Genomic DNA, 15,076 nt, shown 5'->3' with positions numbered 1-15,076 from the left:
AATGAAAGGCTTGGCTGGTGTGAATAAGATCGTTGTTATCGGTCTAGGTATGACAGGGCTATCGGTTGTAAATCATTTAATGCGTCTACCGCAATCATTGACCATTAAAGTGATTGATACGCGTGACAATCCACCCGGCCAAGATCAATTGCCAGATTCTGTTGAGTTATGTAGCGGGCAATGGAATACCGAGTGGTTATTGTCCGCTGACTTAATCGTTGCAAGCCCTGGTATTGCATTAGCAACGCCAGAGCTTGTTGTTGCAGCAGAAGCGGGTATTGAAATTATTGGTGATATTGAGCTGTTTGCTCGTGAAGTCGATAAACCTGTTGTGGCAATTACTGGCTCAAACGGTAAGAGTACCGTGACGAGCTTAGTCGGTGAAATGGCAAAAGAAGCGGGAGTTAATGTTGGCGTTGGCGGTAATATTGGCTTTGCAGCCCTTGATATGCTGGCGCAACAACATGCACTTTATGTGTTAGAGCTATCGAGCTTCCAATTAGAAACAACGACTTCTCTTGAGTTAACTGCCGCTGTTTACTTAAACCTTTCTGAAGATCACATGGATCGCTACCCTGGCGGTTTAGCACAATATAGCCAAGCGAAAATGCGTATTTTTGATCACGCAAAGCTGGCTGTTTTCAACCGTGATGATTTAGCAACAAAACCGATTCAGTTTAACGGTGCATTGACAAGCTTTGGTTTTGATGATCAAGACTATGGCATTGTTTTAGTGAATGGCAAAGAGTGGCTAGCGGTGAACGGTGAAGTTGTAATGGCTGTGGCTGATATTGCTTTAGTTGGTCGCCACAATGTTGCCAACTGTTTAGCAGCACTTGCACTTGCTGATGCTGCAGGGATCCCGCGTGATGCAGCATGTCGTGCAATGCAACGTTATACCGGCCTTGCGCATCGTTGCCAACTTGCGGTTAATCGTCATGGTGTTCGATGGGTTAATGATTCAAAAGCCACGAACCTTGCAAGCACGTTAGCAGCGCTGAATGGTTTGCAGCTTGAGGGTAAATTACATCTATTGATGGGCGGTGATAGCAAAGGGGCCGAGTTCAGTGAACTAAAACCTGTTTTAGCTGACTTAAACGTACAGTTGTATAGCTTTGGTCGTGATCGACACTTATTTAACGATGTTGTTGATAACGCCATCAGTGTTGAAACCATGAGTGATGCTATGGTCTGTATTAGCCGCACCGTTCAATCTGGAGATATGGTTTTATTATCGCCGGCTTGTGCTAGTTGGGATCAATTTGCCAACTTCATGGCACGTGGCGATGCTTTTGTTGAACAAGCGATTCAGTTACAAGATTCGGTTTCAGGAAATATTTGATGTTTAGTATGATCCGTAATGGATTTGCCGCTGTGGGGGGCTGGTTTATTAAACCAAGTAAGCCCTGTTTATATGATCGCCAATTGGTTTGGATCGCAATTGCATTGATGATCACAGGCCTTGTGATGGTGACATCGGCTTCTGTTCCTGTCGCGACACGCCTTACAGGCATTCCTTTTTATTTTGCTTATCGTCACGCATTCTTTCTTTGTGGCGCGATTTTTATTGCTGCCATTGTATTGCAAATACCATTAGCTAAATGGAAGCAATACAGTTTCCCTATGCTGTTGGTATCCATAATTTTACTCGCCGTTGTGTTAATTATTGGCCGTTCAGTTAATGGTGCTGCGCGTTGGATCCCATTAGGCATATTTAACCTTCAGCCAGCCGAAGTTGCCAAGCTCTCTTTGTTTATATTTCTCGCAGGTTACCTCGTCAGACAATATAACCAAGTGCGCGGTAGTTTTATTGGCTTCTTAAAACCGCTGGCCGTATTGGGGATTCTTTGTGTGCTATTACTGATGCAGCCCGATTTAGGTTCATCGGTAGTAATGTTCGTTACCACTATCGGTATGCTATTTATTGCAGGTGCAAAACTCTGGCAATTTTTAATGATGCTAGGTACCGCTCTTGTGGGGATAGCCTTTTTGATCGTTTTAGAGCCATATCGTATGCGCCGCGTAACGTCATTTCTTAACCCATGGCAAGATCCTTACGGTAGTGGTTATCAGCTCACTCAATCATTAATGGCATTTGGTCGTGGTGAATGGTTCGGACAAGGCTTAGGTAACTCAATCCAAAAGTTGGCTTATCTTCCTGAAGCACACACAGACTTTGTATTTGCGGTATTGGCTGAAGAGTTAGGCTTAGCTGGCGTTATTGTTGTACTGTGTTTACTGTTTGCGCTGGTTTACAAGGCCTTAATGATTGGTCGTAAATGTCTTGAAAGTGGTTTGCTGTTTGGTGGATTTCTGGCATTTGGCTTCGGTTTTTGGTTTGCATTCCAAACCCTTGTTAACGTTGGTGCAGCTGCAGGTATTGTTCCAACCAAAGGTCTAACGCTACCACTTATCAGTTACGGTGGTTCCAGTTTATTTATTATGGCAGCAGCAGTTGCCATTCTTATTCGTATTGATTTTGAGCAGCGCATCGCGGAGAAATTTGAGTCAGCAGAGCCGGCTGAAATTGATGATGAAGCGCTTGATAATATGGACGGAGCGGTACAGCAAGTTGCTACCGATCCTGAGGCTTTACTTAGTGAGCCTACTCAATTAAATAATGATAAAAAAGACGCTCATGACAAAGAATAAACGTTTATTAGTAATGGCTGGTGGTACTGGCGGTCATGTTTTTCCTGGTCTTGCTGTTGCACAAAAATTACAACAGCAGGGATGGGAGATCCGCTGGTTAGGTACCGCAGATCGTATGGAAGCGGATTTAGTGCCTAAGCATGGCATTGAAATCGACTTCATCAAAGTGAAAGGGTTACGTGGTCAAGGTGTACTGCGTTTACTGACTGCGCCATTTAAGATTGTGGGTGCTATTTTACAAGCACGTAAATATATTAAAGCATGGCAGCCTGATGTTGTACTTGGCATGGGTGGCTATGTTAGCGGTCCAGGCGGTGTTGCGGCTTGGCTATCAGGCGTTCCTGTTGTATTGCATGAGCAAAATGCCGTGGCTGGTTTAACAAACCAGTGGCTGTCTAAAATTGCCGCGAAAGTACTACAGGCATTTCCTGGAGCATTTGCTAATAAAGAAGTAGTGGGTAATCCTGTGCGCCATGATGTGACAGTTTTACCTGCTCCAGCTGAACGATTTGCTGAGCGTACAGGCCCTATTCGCATTTTGGTGATGGGTGGCAGTCAAGGTGCACGCATTTTGAACCAGACCATGCCTGAAGTGGCAAAAGTGTTAGGTGATAGCGTTACCATTTGGCATCAAGCAGGTAAAGGTAGCCAGCAATCAACTGAACAGGCTTATAACGATCAAACCACAACGCCTCACAAAGTCACCGAGTTTATTGATGATGTTGCTGCAGCTTATAGTTGGGCTGATTTAGTGGTTTGCCGCTCAGGAGCGTTAACTGTTTCTGAATTGTCTGCTGCTGGTGTTGGTGCCATCTTTATTCCATTTATGCACAAAGATCGTCAACAGGCACTTAATGCTGATCACTTGGTGCAATGTGGCGCAGCAAAAATGATAGAGCAAATGGATCTAACAGTGTCAGGTTTAGCGCAAGAGATCCAAAAATTAGATCGTCATACGCTTGAAAAAATGGCGTGTGCTGCACGAGAGGCTGCTATTATTGACGCCGATGAACGAGTAGCCAACGTGATTAAATCACTAGTAAAAAATTAATACGGGAACAAAGTGATGAGTAAACTGGATAACCAGCAATTAGCAAAAATTCGTACAATGGTGCCAGAGATGCGCCGTGTTGAGCGAATTCACTTTGTTGGCATTGGCGGCGCAGGTATGAGCGGGATTGCAGAAGTACTTGTAAATGAAGGCTACCGTATTAGTGGTTCTGATATTGCGCCGAATGCTGTAACAAACCGTTTGACAGCGAAAGGTGCAGAGATCTTTTTTGGTCACTCTGCTGAAAATATTCAGGGTGCTAGCGTTGTTGTTGCTTCAACAGCTATTAGTAAAGAAAACCCAGAGCTGATGGCAGCAACTGAGTTACGTATTCCCGTAGTTCGTCGTGCTGAAATGTTAGCTGAATTAATGCGCTATCGCCATGGTATTGCCATTGCTGGCACACACGGTAAGACAACAACGACAGCATTAACGACACAGATTTATTCTGAAGCCGGCTTAGATCCAACGTTCGTTAATGGTGGATTAGTAAAAAGTGCAGGGACTAACGCACGCTTAGGTTGCAGCCGTTATTTAATCGCAGAAGCTGATGAAAGTGACGCCTCTTTCTTACACCTTCAACCTATGGTGTGTGTGGTCACTAACATTGAAGCTGATCATATGGATACTTATGGCGGCGATTTTGAAGTATTAAAGCAAACCTTCATTGATTTTCTACATAATCTGCCATTTTATGGGTTAGCCGTTATGTGTATTGATGATCCTGTAGTACGTGAATTACTGCCGCGTGTGGGTCGTCCAATGATCACTTATGGTTTTGCGGAAGACGCTGATGTTCGCATCACCAATTATACGCAAACAGGGCATCAAGGTCATTTCACAGTACTACGCAAAGATAAACCTGCTCTTAATATCACCCTAAATATCCCAGGTAAACATAATGCTTTAAATGCAACAGCAGCGATTGCTGTTGCTACAGAAGAAGGCGTTGATGATGACGCCATCATGCGCGCGTTAATTGAGTTTGAGGGTACAGGTCGACGTTTTGATCATTTAGGTGAATTTGAAACGGGCAATGGTAATGTAATGCTGGTGGATGATTATGGTCATCACCCAAGTGAAGTGGATGTAACGATTCAAGCTGCGCGTGCAGGGTGGGCAGATAAACGCTTAGTGATGATTTTCCAGCCTCACCGTTATAGCCGTACTCGCGATCTCTATGATGACTTTGCCAATGTACTCGATCAAGTGGATGTATTGGTAATGCTTGATGTTTATTCTGCGGGTGAAGCACCTATTGCAGGGGCTGATGGTCGAGCGTTATGTCGTACTATCCGCTCTCGTGGCAAAATTGATCCTATTTTCGTACCTGAAGCAGAAGAGCTGCCAGCTATTCTTGCAAATATTATTCAAAATGATGATTTAGTTTTGACACAAGGTGCAGGTGATGTCGGCAAAATAGCGCGTCAGCTAGCAGAAATGAAGCTAAATATCGAGACGATGAAAAAAGACGTATAAATTAGTATATGGCAATATGTATGCGTCGAAAATGATAATAGCTGGCTATAGATTGTGTACACAATAGCCAGTTATTTTGTTTTTTTCGATATTTTGGTGGATATATAGAAAATTATTCTCAGGTTGTGCACATAAAACGCCTCATGAGTGTTGGAGTGGGTCGAGTTGCTCGGTATAATCGTTTAACTTTGCTTATTACATCTGAGATAGCTGACGGCTAATTTATACCTGTATGGTAAGGTTAAGCTGAATGAGTAAAGCGAAGAGTAAACAATGACTGAAGAAGTCGTAGACCAAGAGTATATGCATCCATCGCCAAAAAAGTGGTCACGTTGGGGTGGGTTGGCGTTTTTCCTCTTTGTCATTGGTTTTACGGTTTGGTTATTCAGTGCAACAAAAAGCTGGATGACAGATACTAACCGTCTGCCCTTGTCACAATTAGTGATTCAAGGGCAATTGCATTATCTAACCAAAGACAATGTACGCCAGACGATATTAACAATTGATCATCTTGGTACTTTTATGACCCAAGATGTCAATACGATTCAGGCTCATGTAGAGGCTCTGCCGTGGGTTGCTCATGCTGCAGTACGAAAACAGTGGCCTGATACGATCAAAGTTTTCATTGTAGAAAACCAACCAGTAGCGCAATGGGATCATAAATATTTGGTTAATAAAGATGGCCAAGTCTTTAAAGCGCCTGCTGAGCAAGTTGCAGATTTAAACCTGACTAATCTCTCTGGCCCTGAGGCTAGTAGTGAAGAGGTATTAGCTGCATTGCGAGAAATGCGTCCCTTACTGAAGAAAGCTGGCTTAAGTATCGCGTCGTTATCATTAAATGAACGTCGAGCTTGGCGAATCTTATTAGCCAATGGCATTACGCTTGACTTGGGCCGAGAGGCTCGAATGGAGCGTCTTAAGCGTTTTATCGAAATTTATCCAGAATTAGTAAAACTGAATAAACCGATAGAATATGTGGATTTGCGTTATGATACTGGCGCAGCTGTGGGTTGGAAAACAATACCGGAACATGATGCTCATGTATCGGATACCAAATAAGAGCGTGTGTTAATGACTAAGGCTGCAGATCAAAAACTTATCGTTGGTCTTGATATCGGCACATCCGAAGTTACGGCTTTGGTTGGGGAAGTGCTGCCCGATAACACAGTAAATGTTATCGGTATGGGAAGCAGTCCGTCACGCGGAATGGATAAAGGCGGGGTCAATGACCTTGAATCTGTTGTTAAATCAGTGCAACGAGCCGTTGATAAAGCTGAGTTAATGGCTGAATGCCAAATCAGTTCCGTGTACTTGTCGTTATCAGGTAAACATATTAGTTGCCAAACAGAGAAAGGCATGGTGCCAATTTCTGAAAAAGAAGTAACTCAAGACGACGTCGATAATGTTATTCATACGGCGAAGTCAGTAAAATTAAGCGATGAACAACGAACTTTACATGTAATTCCTCAGGAATTTGCTATTGATTATCAGGAGGGGATTAAAAACCCTGTTGGTTTATCAGGAGTTCGTATGGAAGCCAGTGTTCATTTGATCACGTGTCACAATGACATGGCGAAAAACATCGTTAAAGCAGTAGAGCGTTGTGACTTGAAAGTTGATCATCTGATTTTCTCAGGATTAGCATCAAGCTATGCTGTACTGACACCGGATGAGCGAGAGCTCGGCGTATGTGTTGTCGATATTGGCGGCGGTACGATGGATCTTGCTATTTGGTCTGGTGGTGCATTACGTCATGCGGCAGTAATTCCGTATGCAGGTAATGTGGTAACCAGTGATATTGCTTATGCATTTGGTACACCGCCGGGTGACGCTGAAGATATTAAAGTGAAATACGGCTGTGCGCTGAGTGAATTGGTGAGTAAAGATGCTAAGGTTGATGTCCCAAGTGTTGGAGGTCGACCATCTCGTAGCTTACAAAGCCAGACACTAGCAGAAGTGATAGAGCCTCGTTACAGCGAATTGCTGGGGCTGGTTAATCAAAAGCTGTTAACAGTACAAGAACAGTTGCGTGAAGCGGGTGTTAAACACCACTTAGCCGCGGGCATCGTCCTAACCGGGGGCGCTGCACAAATGGAAGGTTTGACTGAATGTGCAGAACGGGTGTTCCGTCACCAAGTGCGTATTGGTCAACCTTTAGAGTTAAGTGGTTTAACTGACTATGTTCAGGCCCCAACTTATGCAACTGCAGTAGGATTACTGCATTACGGAAAGGACAGTCAATCATTTGATGAAAATGAGCTAGAACCTAAACGTTCAGTTACTGGTTTATTTTCACGAATCAGTGGTTGGTTAAAAAAAGAATTTTAAACCTGATGCGAACAGGATAACGGAGAGAACACATGTTTGAACCGATGATGGAAATGTCTGATGAAGCGGTAATTAAGGTCATTGGCGTTGGCGGCGGCGGCGGTAATGCTGTCGATCACATGGTACGTGAATCTATCGAAGGCGTGCAGTTCATTAGTGTTAACACTGATGCACAAGCACTACGTAAAACAAGCGTAAGTACAGTTATTCAAATCGGTGGTGATATCACTAAAGGTTTGGGTGCGGGTGCTAACCCACAAGTAGGTCGTGATTCTGCACTAGAAGACCGTGAAGCAATCAAAAAAGAGCTAGAAGGCTCTGATATGATCTTCATTGCTGCTGGTATGGGTGGTGGTACTGGTACAGGTGCTGCTCCAATCATTGCTGAAGTGGCAAAAGAGCTAGGCATTCTTACTGTTGCGGTGGTGACTAAACCATTTAGCTTCGAAGGTAAGAAGCGTATGGCTTTTGCTGAGCAAGGTATCGATGAGCTTTCTAAGCATGTTGATTCATTGATTACGATTCCAAACGAAAAGCTACTAAAAGTACTTGGTCGTGGAATCACATTGCTTGACGCTTTTGCTAAAGCAAATGACGTTCTTAAGAACGCTGTTCAAGGTATTGCTGAGCTAATCACACGCCCTGGTATGATCAACGTCGACTTTGCTGACGTACGTACAGTAATGTCTGAAATGGGTCATGCGATGATGGGTAGCGGTGTTGCTTCTGGCGACGACCGTGCTGAAGAAGCGGCTGAAATGGCAATTTCTAGTCCACTACTAGAAGATATCGATCTAGCTGGTGCACGTGGTGTTCTTGTTAACATCACTGCAGGTATGGACATGCGTCTAGACGAATTCGAAACTGTGGGTAACACAGTGAAAGCATTCGCTTCTGATAACGCAACTGTTGTTATCGGTACATCTTTAGATCCAGATATGACTGATGAACTACGTGTAACAGTTGTTGCTACAGGTATTGGTAAAGAAGTGAAAGCGGATATTACGCTAGTGACTTCATCTAAGCCTGTACAAGCGACAGTAGCACAAGAAAAAACAGTTGTTGCTGAAGAAAAGACAGTAACTAATAATGATGGTCAAGCGACGGCGGCTAAGCCACAAGCTGATCATGATTACTTAGATATTCCTGCATTTTTGCGTAAACAAGCTGATTAATATCTATAGTTAATAGGGTAATGCTGATTGGGTATATAAAAGCTTTATGATATTAGATATTTCTATATTGAAATATTATGCTTTTATCGCTACATAATCAGTAACTTATTAGTGCCTTTGACGATTAGTTTAAAGGCACTCATTTAGCCTATTTCAAATTATTTTGGATATTTAGTAGCTTATGGTATTATTTATGCCCATTTTGCGTAATTGTACTTGATAATGGGTGTTATTTAGCCTTGTTGCTTTGTGACAAAAGTTTGTTTAACAGTTGAGATATGAGCAGATGATCAGACAACGTACACTTAAAAGCATTGTGCAAACGACTGGTGTGGGTCTCCACTCTGGACGTAAAGTGACGCTTATTCTGCGTCCTGCAGCCGCTAATACAGGCGTGATTTATCGTCGAACAGATTTAAATCCCCCTGTGGATTTTCCTGCAAATGCAGACTCTGTGCGCGATACCATGTTATGTACAGCTCTTGTAAATGAAGAGGGCGTGCGTATTTCAACGGTTGAGCACTTGAATGCTGCACTAGCAGGTATGGGTATCGATAACGTGATTATCGAAGTTAACGCACCAGAAATTCCTATTATGGATGGTAGCGCGAGCCCATTTATCTACCTGCTTCAATCTGCAGGTATTGAAACGTTGAATGCGCCTAAGCGTTTTTTACGTATCAAAAAACCTGTTCGCATTGAAGATGGCGACAAATGGGCGGAACTTGTTCCTTATAACGGTTTCCGTCTGGATTTTGCTATCGAGTTTAACCACCCTGCGATTGAATCAGATCAGCAGCGTCTAGTGTTAGATTTTTCAAGTAAGTCTTTTGTTAAAAATATCAGCCGCGCACGAACCTTTGGTTTTATGCGTGATATCGAATACTTACAATCACAAAACTTATGTTTAGGTGGTAGTTTCGATAACGCTATTGTATTGGATGATTATCGTATTCTTAATGATGACGGTTTGCGTTTTGACAATGAGTTAGTGACTCACAAAGTATTGGATGCCATTGGTGATCTCTACATGTGTGGTCATAACATTATTGGTGAGATGCGTGCTTATAAATCAGGACATGCGTTAAATAACCAATTACTACGTGCAGTACTTGCTGATCAAGAAGCCTATGAATGGTCCACTTTTGAAGATGAGCAGCAGGTACCGGTTACTTTTGCTCAACCAGGAATGGTTCTCGCTTAATACCAAATGCGAAAAGAATTAAAAAACGCCGAGCTGTTGCTCGGCGTTTTTGTATCTGGATTTTATTTACACTAGCGTTTTTGTTTTTGTGCTAGCAGGGCAAGGCGTTCTAAACGCTTTTTAACTTTTTCAGGTGCGCTTGCGGCCGTTGCTAAGAGATGCTGGGCAGCAACTTCTGTGATTGGCTTTTGTATAATATCGGGTATTTTTTCTTGTCGCTGTTTCTGTACCGCAGCAAGAGAAGGGTTCACTTTTATTTCAATATCTTGCAACTTTGGCAATAGTTTTTCTCGTAACTTCATCATCAAAGTGTGGCGTTCGTAATTAAGACGCATCGACCACGCAGCAGATTCGGTTTCTATAATTAATATTCCATGACGATAATTACTTACACGGCAATGTTCAGCACAATTAACATGCTGCTTTACCGCAGTATTTAACTGACTTAATGCGATAGCTCGTTGTTGAATATTATTAAACCCAGTTTCTTCTAAAAGATCCCCGGTAGTTTGGGGACGGCGATCTCTCATCGTCAGTGATCCTAAGTAATGATGTTGCTCAAAGTTGAAAAATTGCGGATATGATCCTAATTTTTCGAATATAAAAAGTGCTAAGCCTGCTTTTCCCATAGGCGATGACACTAATATGACTTATTATATCACTCATATAGGTTAATATAACTTGAAAGATGTACCTGCAAGTGTTGTTACTGTCACCGTCGTGTTTAAGCGTTAAATTGCTATCTCGTTTTATGTGGTGATGGTTATTAATGAAGACCCCTTGAAAAGTGGTTTTCATGGCACAATGTTAGTATGACACAGTTTCAGGATTATCCTCTTAGTCACCATTGTGGCGATTCTAGTGGGACAGGGATTGCTTACGGTCCCCCAGAGAATGAAACCAGATTAAGCGATTCAGCAATAGATACGCTGATATAACAAAGAGAAAACGGCATCGCCATGTTATCAAAACTACTGACTAAAGTTATCGGTAGCCGTAACGACCGCACTCTGCGTCGTATGCGCAAAATTGTTGATCAAATCAATAAGCTAGAGCCTCAATTTGAAAGCCTACAAGATCATGAGCTGAAAGCAAAAACAGCTGAATTTCGTGAGCGTTTAGAGCAAGGTGAAACGCTAGATCAACTACTACCAGAAGCCTTCGCGACCGTTCGTGAAGCATCCAAGCGTATTTACGGTATGCGCCACTTCGATGTCCAGCTGCTTGGCGGTATGGTATTGAATGATTGTAAAATTGCAGAAATGCGTACCGGTGAAGGTAAAACTCTGACTGCAACTCTTCCTTCATACTTAAATGCTTTAACAGGTAAAGGCGTTCATATCGTAACCGTGAACGATTACCTAGCAGCACGTGATGCCGAAACTAACCGCGAGTTATTTGAATTCCTCGGCATGACTGTAGGTGTAAACGTACCTAATATGTCACCACCTGCGAAAAAAGAAGCATATGCAGCAGATGTTCTTTACGGAACGAATAACGAATTTGGCTTTGACTACTTGCGCGATAACATGGCATTCCGCCCAGAAGATCGTGTTCAACGCGAACGTTTCTTCGCGGTTGTCGATGAAGTTGACTCCATCTTAATTGATGAAGCACGTACTCCGCTTATCATTTCAGGCCCTGCTGAAGACAGCTCTGAAATGTACATTAAGATTAATGAATTAATTCCTCTACTTGTTCGTCAAGATAAAGAAGATAGCGAAGAGTACCGTGGCGAAGGTCACTACACAGTAGATGAAAAATCGAAGCAAGCTTATCTAACTGAAAATGGTCAGGAGTTTGTTGAAGAGCTATTAATCAAAAATGGCTTAATGGCAGAGCACGATACATTGTACTCTCCAGCAAACATTAGCTTGTTGCACCACGTAAATGCGGGTTTACGTGCACACGTGCTATTTGAAAAAGATGTTGATTACATCGTCCAAGACGACGAAGTGATCATCGTTGACGAACACACTGGCCGTACAATGCCAGGTCGTCGTTGGTCTGAAGGTCTTCACCAAGCCGTTGAAGCGAAAGAAGGCGTGAAGATCCAAAATGAGAACCAAACGCTAGCATCGATTACCTTCCAGAATTACTTCCGTTTATACGATAAGCTTTCTGGTATGACAGGTACAGCTGATACAGAAGCATTTGAATTCCAGTCTATCTACGGTCTAGATACGGTTGTACTTCCTACTAACCGTCCAATGGCACGTATCGATAACGGTGACTTGGTTTACATGACAGAAACTGAAAAGTTTGCTGCAATTAGCCAAGACATTAAAGAGCGTGTACAAAACGGTCAGCCTTGTTTGGTGGGTACGGTATCGATTGAAAAATCAGAGTTACTGTCTAATGCACTTAAGAAAGAAGGCATTAAACACAACGTACTAAACGCAAAATTCCACGAAAAAGAAGCGGATATTATCGCAGAAGCTGGTGCGCCGGGTGCGGTAACTATTGCAACTAACATGGCCGGTCGTGGTACCGATATCATGCTTGGTGGTTCGTGGAAGACTGATGTTGAAAAACTAGATAACCCAACTGAAGATCAAATCGCGAAGATCAAAGGCAAATGGCAAGAAAAACACGATGCGGTATTAGCGTCAGGTGGCTTGCACATCATTGGTACTGAGCGTCACGAATCTCGTCGTATCGATAACCAGCTACGTGGTCGTGCGGGTCGTCAGGGTGATGCTGGTTCTTCTCGTTTCTACCTATCGATGGAAGATGGCTTAATGCGTATCTTCGCTTCAGATCGTGTTTCAGGCATGATGAAGAAGTTAGGTATGGAGCAAGGCGAAGCGATTGAGCACCCTTGGGTATCAAAGGCTATCGAGAACGCCCAACGTAAAGTTGAAGGTCGTAACTTCGATATTCGTAAGCAGTTGCTTGAATTTGATGATGTTGCCAACGATCAGCGTAAAGTTGTTTACGAATTACGTGATGAATTAATGCATGCTGAAGATATCAGCGAAATGATTGAGCACAACCGTGAAGACGTGCTAAATGCATTAATGGATAGCTACATTCCACCACAATCGCTTGAAGAGATGTGGGACATCAAAGGGTTAGAAACTCGCCTGAAAGATGATTATGATCTTGAGCTACCAATTCAACACTGGCTTGATAGCGAAGATAAACTTTACGAAGAAGCACTTCGTGAGCGCATTGTAGAAAAAGCGCTTGAAGTTTACCGTGAGAAAGAATCAGTTGTTGGTGCTGAAGTGCTACGTAACTTCGAGAAAACAGTGATGCTACAGAACCTTGATACGCTATGGAAAGAACACCTAGCGGCAATGGATCACCTGCGTCAAGGTATTCACCTACGTGGTTACGCACAAAAGAACCCTAAGCAGGAATACAAGCGTGAATCGTTTGAACTGTTTGAAGAAATGCTAGATAACTTGAAGAGTGATGTTGTTGCTATCTTAAGTAAGGTACGTGTACAGCAGCAGGAAGAAGTTGATCGCATGGAAGAAGAACGTCGCCAAATGGCAGAAATGCTAGCTCGTCGTCAACAGTTCCAACATCAAAGTGCAGAAAGCCAAATCACTGATGAATCATCAAATGAAGAGGTAGAAGCTCAACAAGGTACTTACGAGCGTGAAGAGCGTAAAGTAGGCCGTAATGAGCCTTGCCCTTGTGGTTCTGGTAAGAAGTACAAGCAATGTCACGGTAAGATCAACTAAGATTGATCATATTGTAGATATTAAAAAAAGTCGCTCTCGGGCGACTTTTTTATTGGCTTAAAATCAAGGTCAAAGATTCAGACTCTAGTCGATCTTTAAGCTAATTCATTAGGCAAAACATTGCTGTATTTTATCTAGCACAGGTTTATTAGCATCAGGGAAAGGGTAATTAGCTAATGCATTGATAGCGACCCACTCACCTGGTTGGCCTTCTTTACCAAAGGCTTTGCCATCAAATTGATGGATCAGAAAGAAATCAAATTTTAGTGATTTATCTGAATAATCATGAGCAAGGGCAATAAAAGGTTCAACGTCAGTGGCATGAATACCGACTTCTTCTTGTAGCTCACGGATCACTGCTTGCTTTGCTGTTTCACCTGTTTCTACTTTTCCGCCAGCAAACTCCCATAAGCCACCTTGATGTGCTTTATTTGCACGGCGGGTAATGAAAATATGCTTTTTCTCTGAATCTAAAATAATGCCTGCCGCAATCCAAACTTGCTTCTTATCCATGTTATTAATAACCCATATCGTCAGACCAACCATCAGAATCTGATAGATCAGGTGCGCCTGGAATTGATTTTTCTTCTTCCGCCCATTCGCCAAGATCGATCAATTGGCAGCGCTTACTGCAAAAAGGACGAAATGGACTCTGCTCACCCCAAACAACTTCAGTTTTACAGGTAGGACACTTTACGACAGTAATATTGGTATTGGTTGTTGATTGAGACACAAAAACCTCAGCAAATGGCTAATTTAAATTCAATATCGCTTGCAACAGGATCCCCTTCCACAAAGGGAGAGAAACGAATAGCAAAGCGACTACGATGTCCCGATATCATAGGATAAACGCCATCTTTAGCGCAAATTTCTAGCCGTAATAAACAGGCATCTTCAGCGTCATACTGGAAGAAGCCATTACGTGCATGATTGGTTTTATATTGTGCGCTTTCTCGGGTTAACTTCAACCAGAGACTGAGCGCTTCATCAAGCTCTGAAAGCTCATGTAGCCAGCCTTTCATTGCCTGTTGTTTATGCTCATCGCTAAGATGCAACCAATGATGTAGTGAAGGGAGATCAAAACAACAACTACCACCGGGAATAGAAAAACGTTGCTTTATGCTAGAAAGAAAACGATCTTCTCGTAAGTTCTGTCCTAGGCGAGGGGATGAAATTAACGCTTTATGGGCTTGCTCCATCGAATCGATCATTTGTTGCAGAGCATACTGGTCAACATCATCAATGTTTAACCAATTCATTAGTTGCTGACGTTGTTTCTCTATATCTTTGGCAAGATCGGTTTTAACTTGTACTTGGTCTAAGATCTCAAGCAAATCAAAAAGGGCATTGAAGAAGATTTTATATTGCCAAGGATCATTTTGGTTGCTGCTGTGATGCATTTGTCGCAAGAGATAATCAAGGCGTAAATAAATACGGACTTTTTCTGTCAAAGGGTGTTCATAGCGCGTCATTTGCGTAGCTTGCATAAAGG

13 protein-coding genes are annotated in these 15,076 nt (G+C 42.7%); 9 read left to right on the top strand and 4 right to left on the bottom strand.

All coding sequences use genetic code 11. From position 1 onward, the window contains the following. Position 1: 1 nt before the first annotated feature. The 8 genes from murD to lpxC all read left to right on the top strand — a co-directional run bounded on the left by murD (position 2) and on the right by lpxC (position 9,889). Positions 2 to 1,342: a UDP-N-acetylmuramoyl-L-alanine--D-glutamate ligase gene (gene murD, locus BTO08_RS11250; protein ID WP_105061001.1), complete on the top strand. Its 1,341-nt coding sequence runs from the start codon at positions 2 to 4 to the stop codon at positions 1,340 to 1,342. Further along, positions 1,342 to 2,652, top strand: a complete 1,311-nt coding sequence (gene ftsW / locus BTO08_RS11245) for a cell division protein FtsW (RefSeq protein ID WP_105061000.1) — start codon at positions 1,342 to 1,344, stop codon at positions 2,650 to 2,652. Before murD ends, ftsW begins: the two co-directional genes overlap by 1 nt. Further along, positions 2,639 to 3,703, top strand: a complete 1,065-nt coding sequence (gene murG, locus BTO08_RS11240; RefSeq protein ID WP_105060999.1) for an undecaprenyldiphospho-muramoylpentapeptide beta-N-acetylglucosaminyltransferase — start codon at positions 2,639 to 2,641, stop codon at positions 3,701 to 3,703. The genes ftsW and murG overlap by 14 nt, the downstream gene beginning before the upstream one ends. Before the next feature lie 15 nt (positions 3,704 to 3,718). Next, positions 3,719 to 5,182: a UDP-N-acetylmuramate--L-alanine ligase gene (gene murC, locus BTO08_RS11235; protein ID WP_105060998.1), complete on the top strand. Its 1,464-nt coding sequence runs from the start codon at positions 3,719 to 3,721 to the stop codon at positions 5,180 to 5,182. 273 nt (positions 5,183 to 5,455) lie between these two features. Further along, on the top strand, positions 5,456 to 6,241 hold the full coding sequence (locus BTO08_RS11230; RefSeq protein ID WP_105060997.1) for a cell division protein FtsQ/DivIB: 786 nt from the start codon (positions 5,456 to 5,458) through the stop codon (positions 6,239 to 6,241). A 12-nt stretch (positions 6,242 to 6,253) separates the two neighbouring features. Continuing rightward, positions 6,254 to 7,510 carry a cell division protein FtsA gene (gene ftsA / locus BTO08_RS11225; protein ID WP_005371239.1) on the top strand — a complete coding sequence of 419 codons (1,257 nt, stop codon included), beginning with the start codon at positions 6,254 to 6,256 and terminating at the stop codon, positions 7,508 to 7,510. A 32-nt stretch (positions 7,511 to 7,542) separates the two neighbouring features. Next, positions 7,543 to 8,685 (top strand): cell division protein FtsZ, encoded by a 1,143-nt coding sequence (ftsZ, locus tag BTO08_RS11220; protein WP_005371240.1) that lies wholly within the window; start codon positions 7,543 to 7,545, stop codon positions 8,683 to 8,685. A gap of 286 nt (positions 8,686 to 8,971) precedes the next feature. After that, positions 8,972 to 9,889: a UDP-3-O-acyl-N-acetylglucosamine deacetylase gene (gene lpxC, locus BTO08_RS11215; protein ID WP_005371241.1), complete on the top strand. Its 918-nt coding sequence runs from the start codon at positions 8,972 to 8,974 to the stop codon at positions 9,887 to 9,889. A 71-nt stretch (positions 9,890 to 9,960) separates the two neighbouring features. Here the strand turns inward: lpxC and BTO08_RS11210 are convergent, their stop codons facing one another. Next, on the bottom strand, positions 9,961 to 10,419 hold the full coding sequence (locus BTO08_RS11210; RefSeq protein ID WP_198038437.1) for a DUF721 domain-containing protein: 459 nt from the start codon (positions 10,417 to 10,419) through the stop codon (positions 9,961 to 9,963). Between the two features lie 429 nt (positions 10,420 to 10,848). On the opposite strand from BTO08_RS11210, the gene secA reads away from it, so the two are divergent. Then, complete coding sequence (gene secA / locus BTO08_RS11205; protein WP_005371244.1) at positions 10,849 to 13,584, top strand: preprotein translocase subunit SecA; 2,736 nt, start codon at positions 10,849 to 10,851, stop codon at positions 13,582 to 13,584. 108 nt (positions 13,585 to 13,692) lie between these two features. Here secA and mutT read toward each other — a convergent pair whose 3' ends face one another. From mutT to zapD, 3 genes are read right to left on the bottom strand one after another with little or no spacing between them, the layout of a single operon-like run. After that, positions 13,693 to 14,097: an 8-oxo-dGTP diphosphatase MutT gene (mutT, locus tag BTO08_RS11200; RefSeq protein WP_105060995.1), complete on the bottom strand. Its 405-nt coding sequence runs from the start codon at positions 14,095 to 14,097 to the stop codon at positions 13,693 to 13,695. Positions 14,098 to 14,101: 4 nt separating this feature from the next. Beyond that, a complete protein-coding gene (gene yacG, locus BTO08_RS11195) occupies positions 14,102 to 14,317 on the bottom strand; it encodes a DNA gyrase inhibitor YacG (protein WP_105060994.1) in 216 nt (71 codons plus the stop codon). A gap of 7 nt (positions 14,318 to 14,324) precedes the next feature. Then, positions 14,325 to 15,071, bottom strand: coding sequence for a cell division protein ZapD (zapD, locus tag BTO08_RS11190; RefSeq protein ID WP_431356668.1), 747 nt, complete (start codon positions 15,069 to 15,071; stop codon positions 14,325 to 14,327). Positions 15,072 to 15,076: the final 5 nt, after the last annotated feature.

Origin of the sequence: Photobacterium angustum (assembly GCF_002954615.1) — a bacterium.
GTDB classification, from domain to species: Bacteria; Pseudomonadota; Gammaproteobacteria; order Enterobacterales; family Vibrionaceae; genus Photobacterium; species Photobacterium angustum_A.
This window is presented reverse-complemented; position numbering and strand designations above follow the sequence as displayed.

Excerpts from the sequence above, each read along its gene's own strand:
- murD (WP_105061001.1), top strand. The coding sequence starts at position 2 with ATGAAAGGCTTGGCTGGTGTGAATAAGATCGTTGTTATCGGTCTAGGT.
- ftsW (WP_105061000.1), top strand. The coding sequence starts at position 1,342 with ATGTTTAGTATGATCCGTAATGGATTTGCCGCTGTGGGGGGCTGGTTT.
- murG (WP_105060999.1), top strand. The coding sequence starts at position 2,639 with ATGACAAAGAATAAACGTTTATTAGTAATGGCTGGTGGTACTGGCGGT.
- murC (WP_105060998.1), top strand. The coding sequence starts at position 3,719 with ATGAGTAAACTGGATAACCAGCAATTAGCAAAAATTCGTACAATGGTG.
- BTO08_RS11230 (WP_105060997.1), top strand. The coding sequence starts at position 5,456 with ATGACTGAAGAAGTCGTAGACCAAGAGTATATGCATCCATCGCCAAAA.
- ftsA (WP_005371239.1), top strand. The coding sequence starts at position 6,254 with ATGACTAAGGCTGCAGATCAAAAACTTATCGTTGGTCTTGATATCGGC.
- ftsZ (WP_005371240.1), top strand. The coding sequence starts at position 7,543 with ATGTTTGAACCGATGATGGAAATGTCTGATGAAGCGGTAATTAAGGTC.
- lpxC (WP_005371241.1), top strand. The coding sequence starts at position 8,972 with ATGATCAGACAACGTACACTTAAAAGCATTGTGCAAACGACTGGTGTG.
- BTO08_RS11210 (WP_198038437.1), bottom strand. The coding sequence starts at position 10,419 with ATGAGAGATCGCCGTCCCCAAACTACCGGGGATCTTTTAGAAGAAACT.
- secA (WP_005371244.1), top strand. The coding sequence starts at position 10,849 with ATGTTATCAAAACTACTGACTAAAGTTATCGGTAGCCGTAACGACCGC.
- mutT (WP_105060995.1), bottom strand. The coding sequence starts at position 14,097 with ATGGATAAGAAGCAAGTTTGGATTGCGGCAGGCATTATTTTAGATTCA.
- zapD (WP_431356668.1), bottom strand. The coding sequence starts at position 15,071 with ATGCAAGCTACGCAAATGACGCGCTATGAACACCCTTTGACAGAAAAA.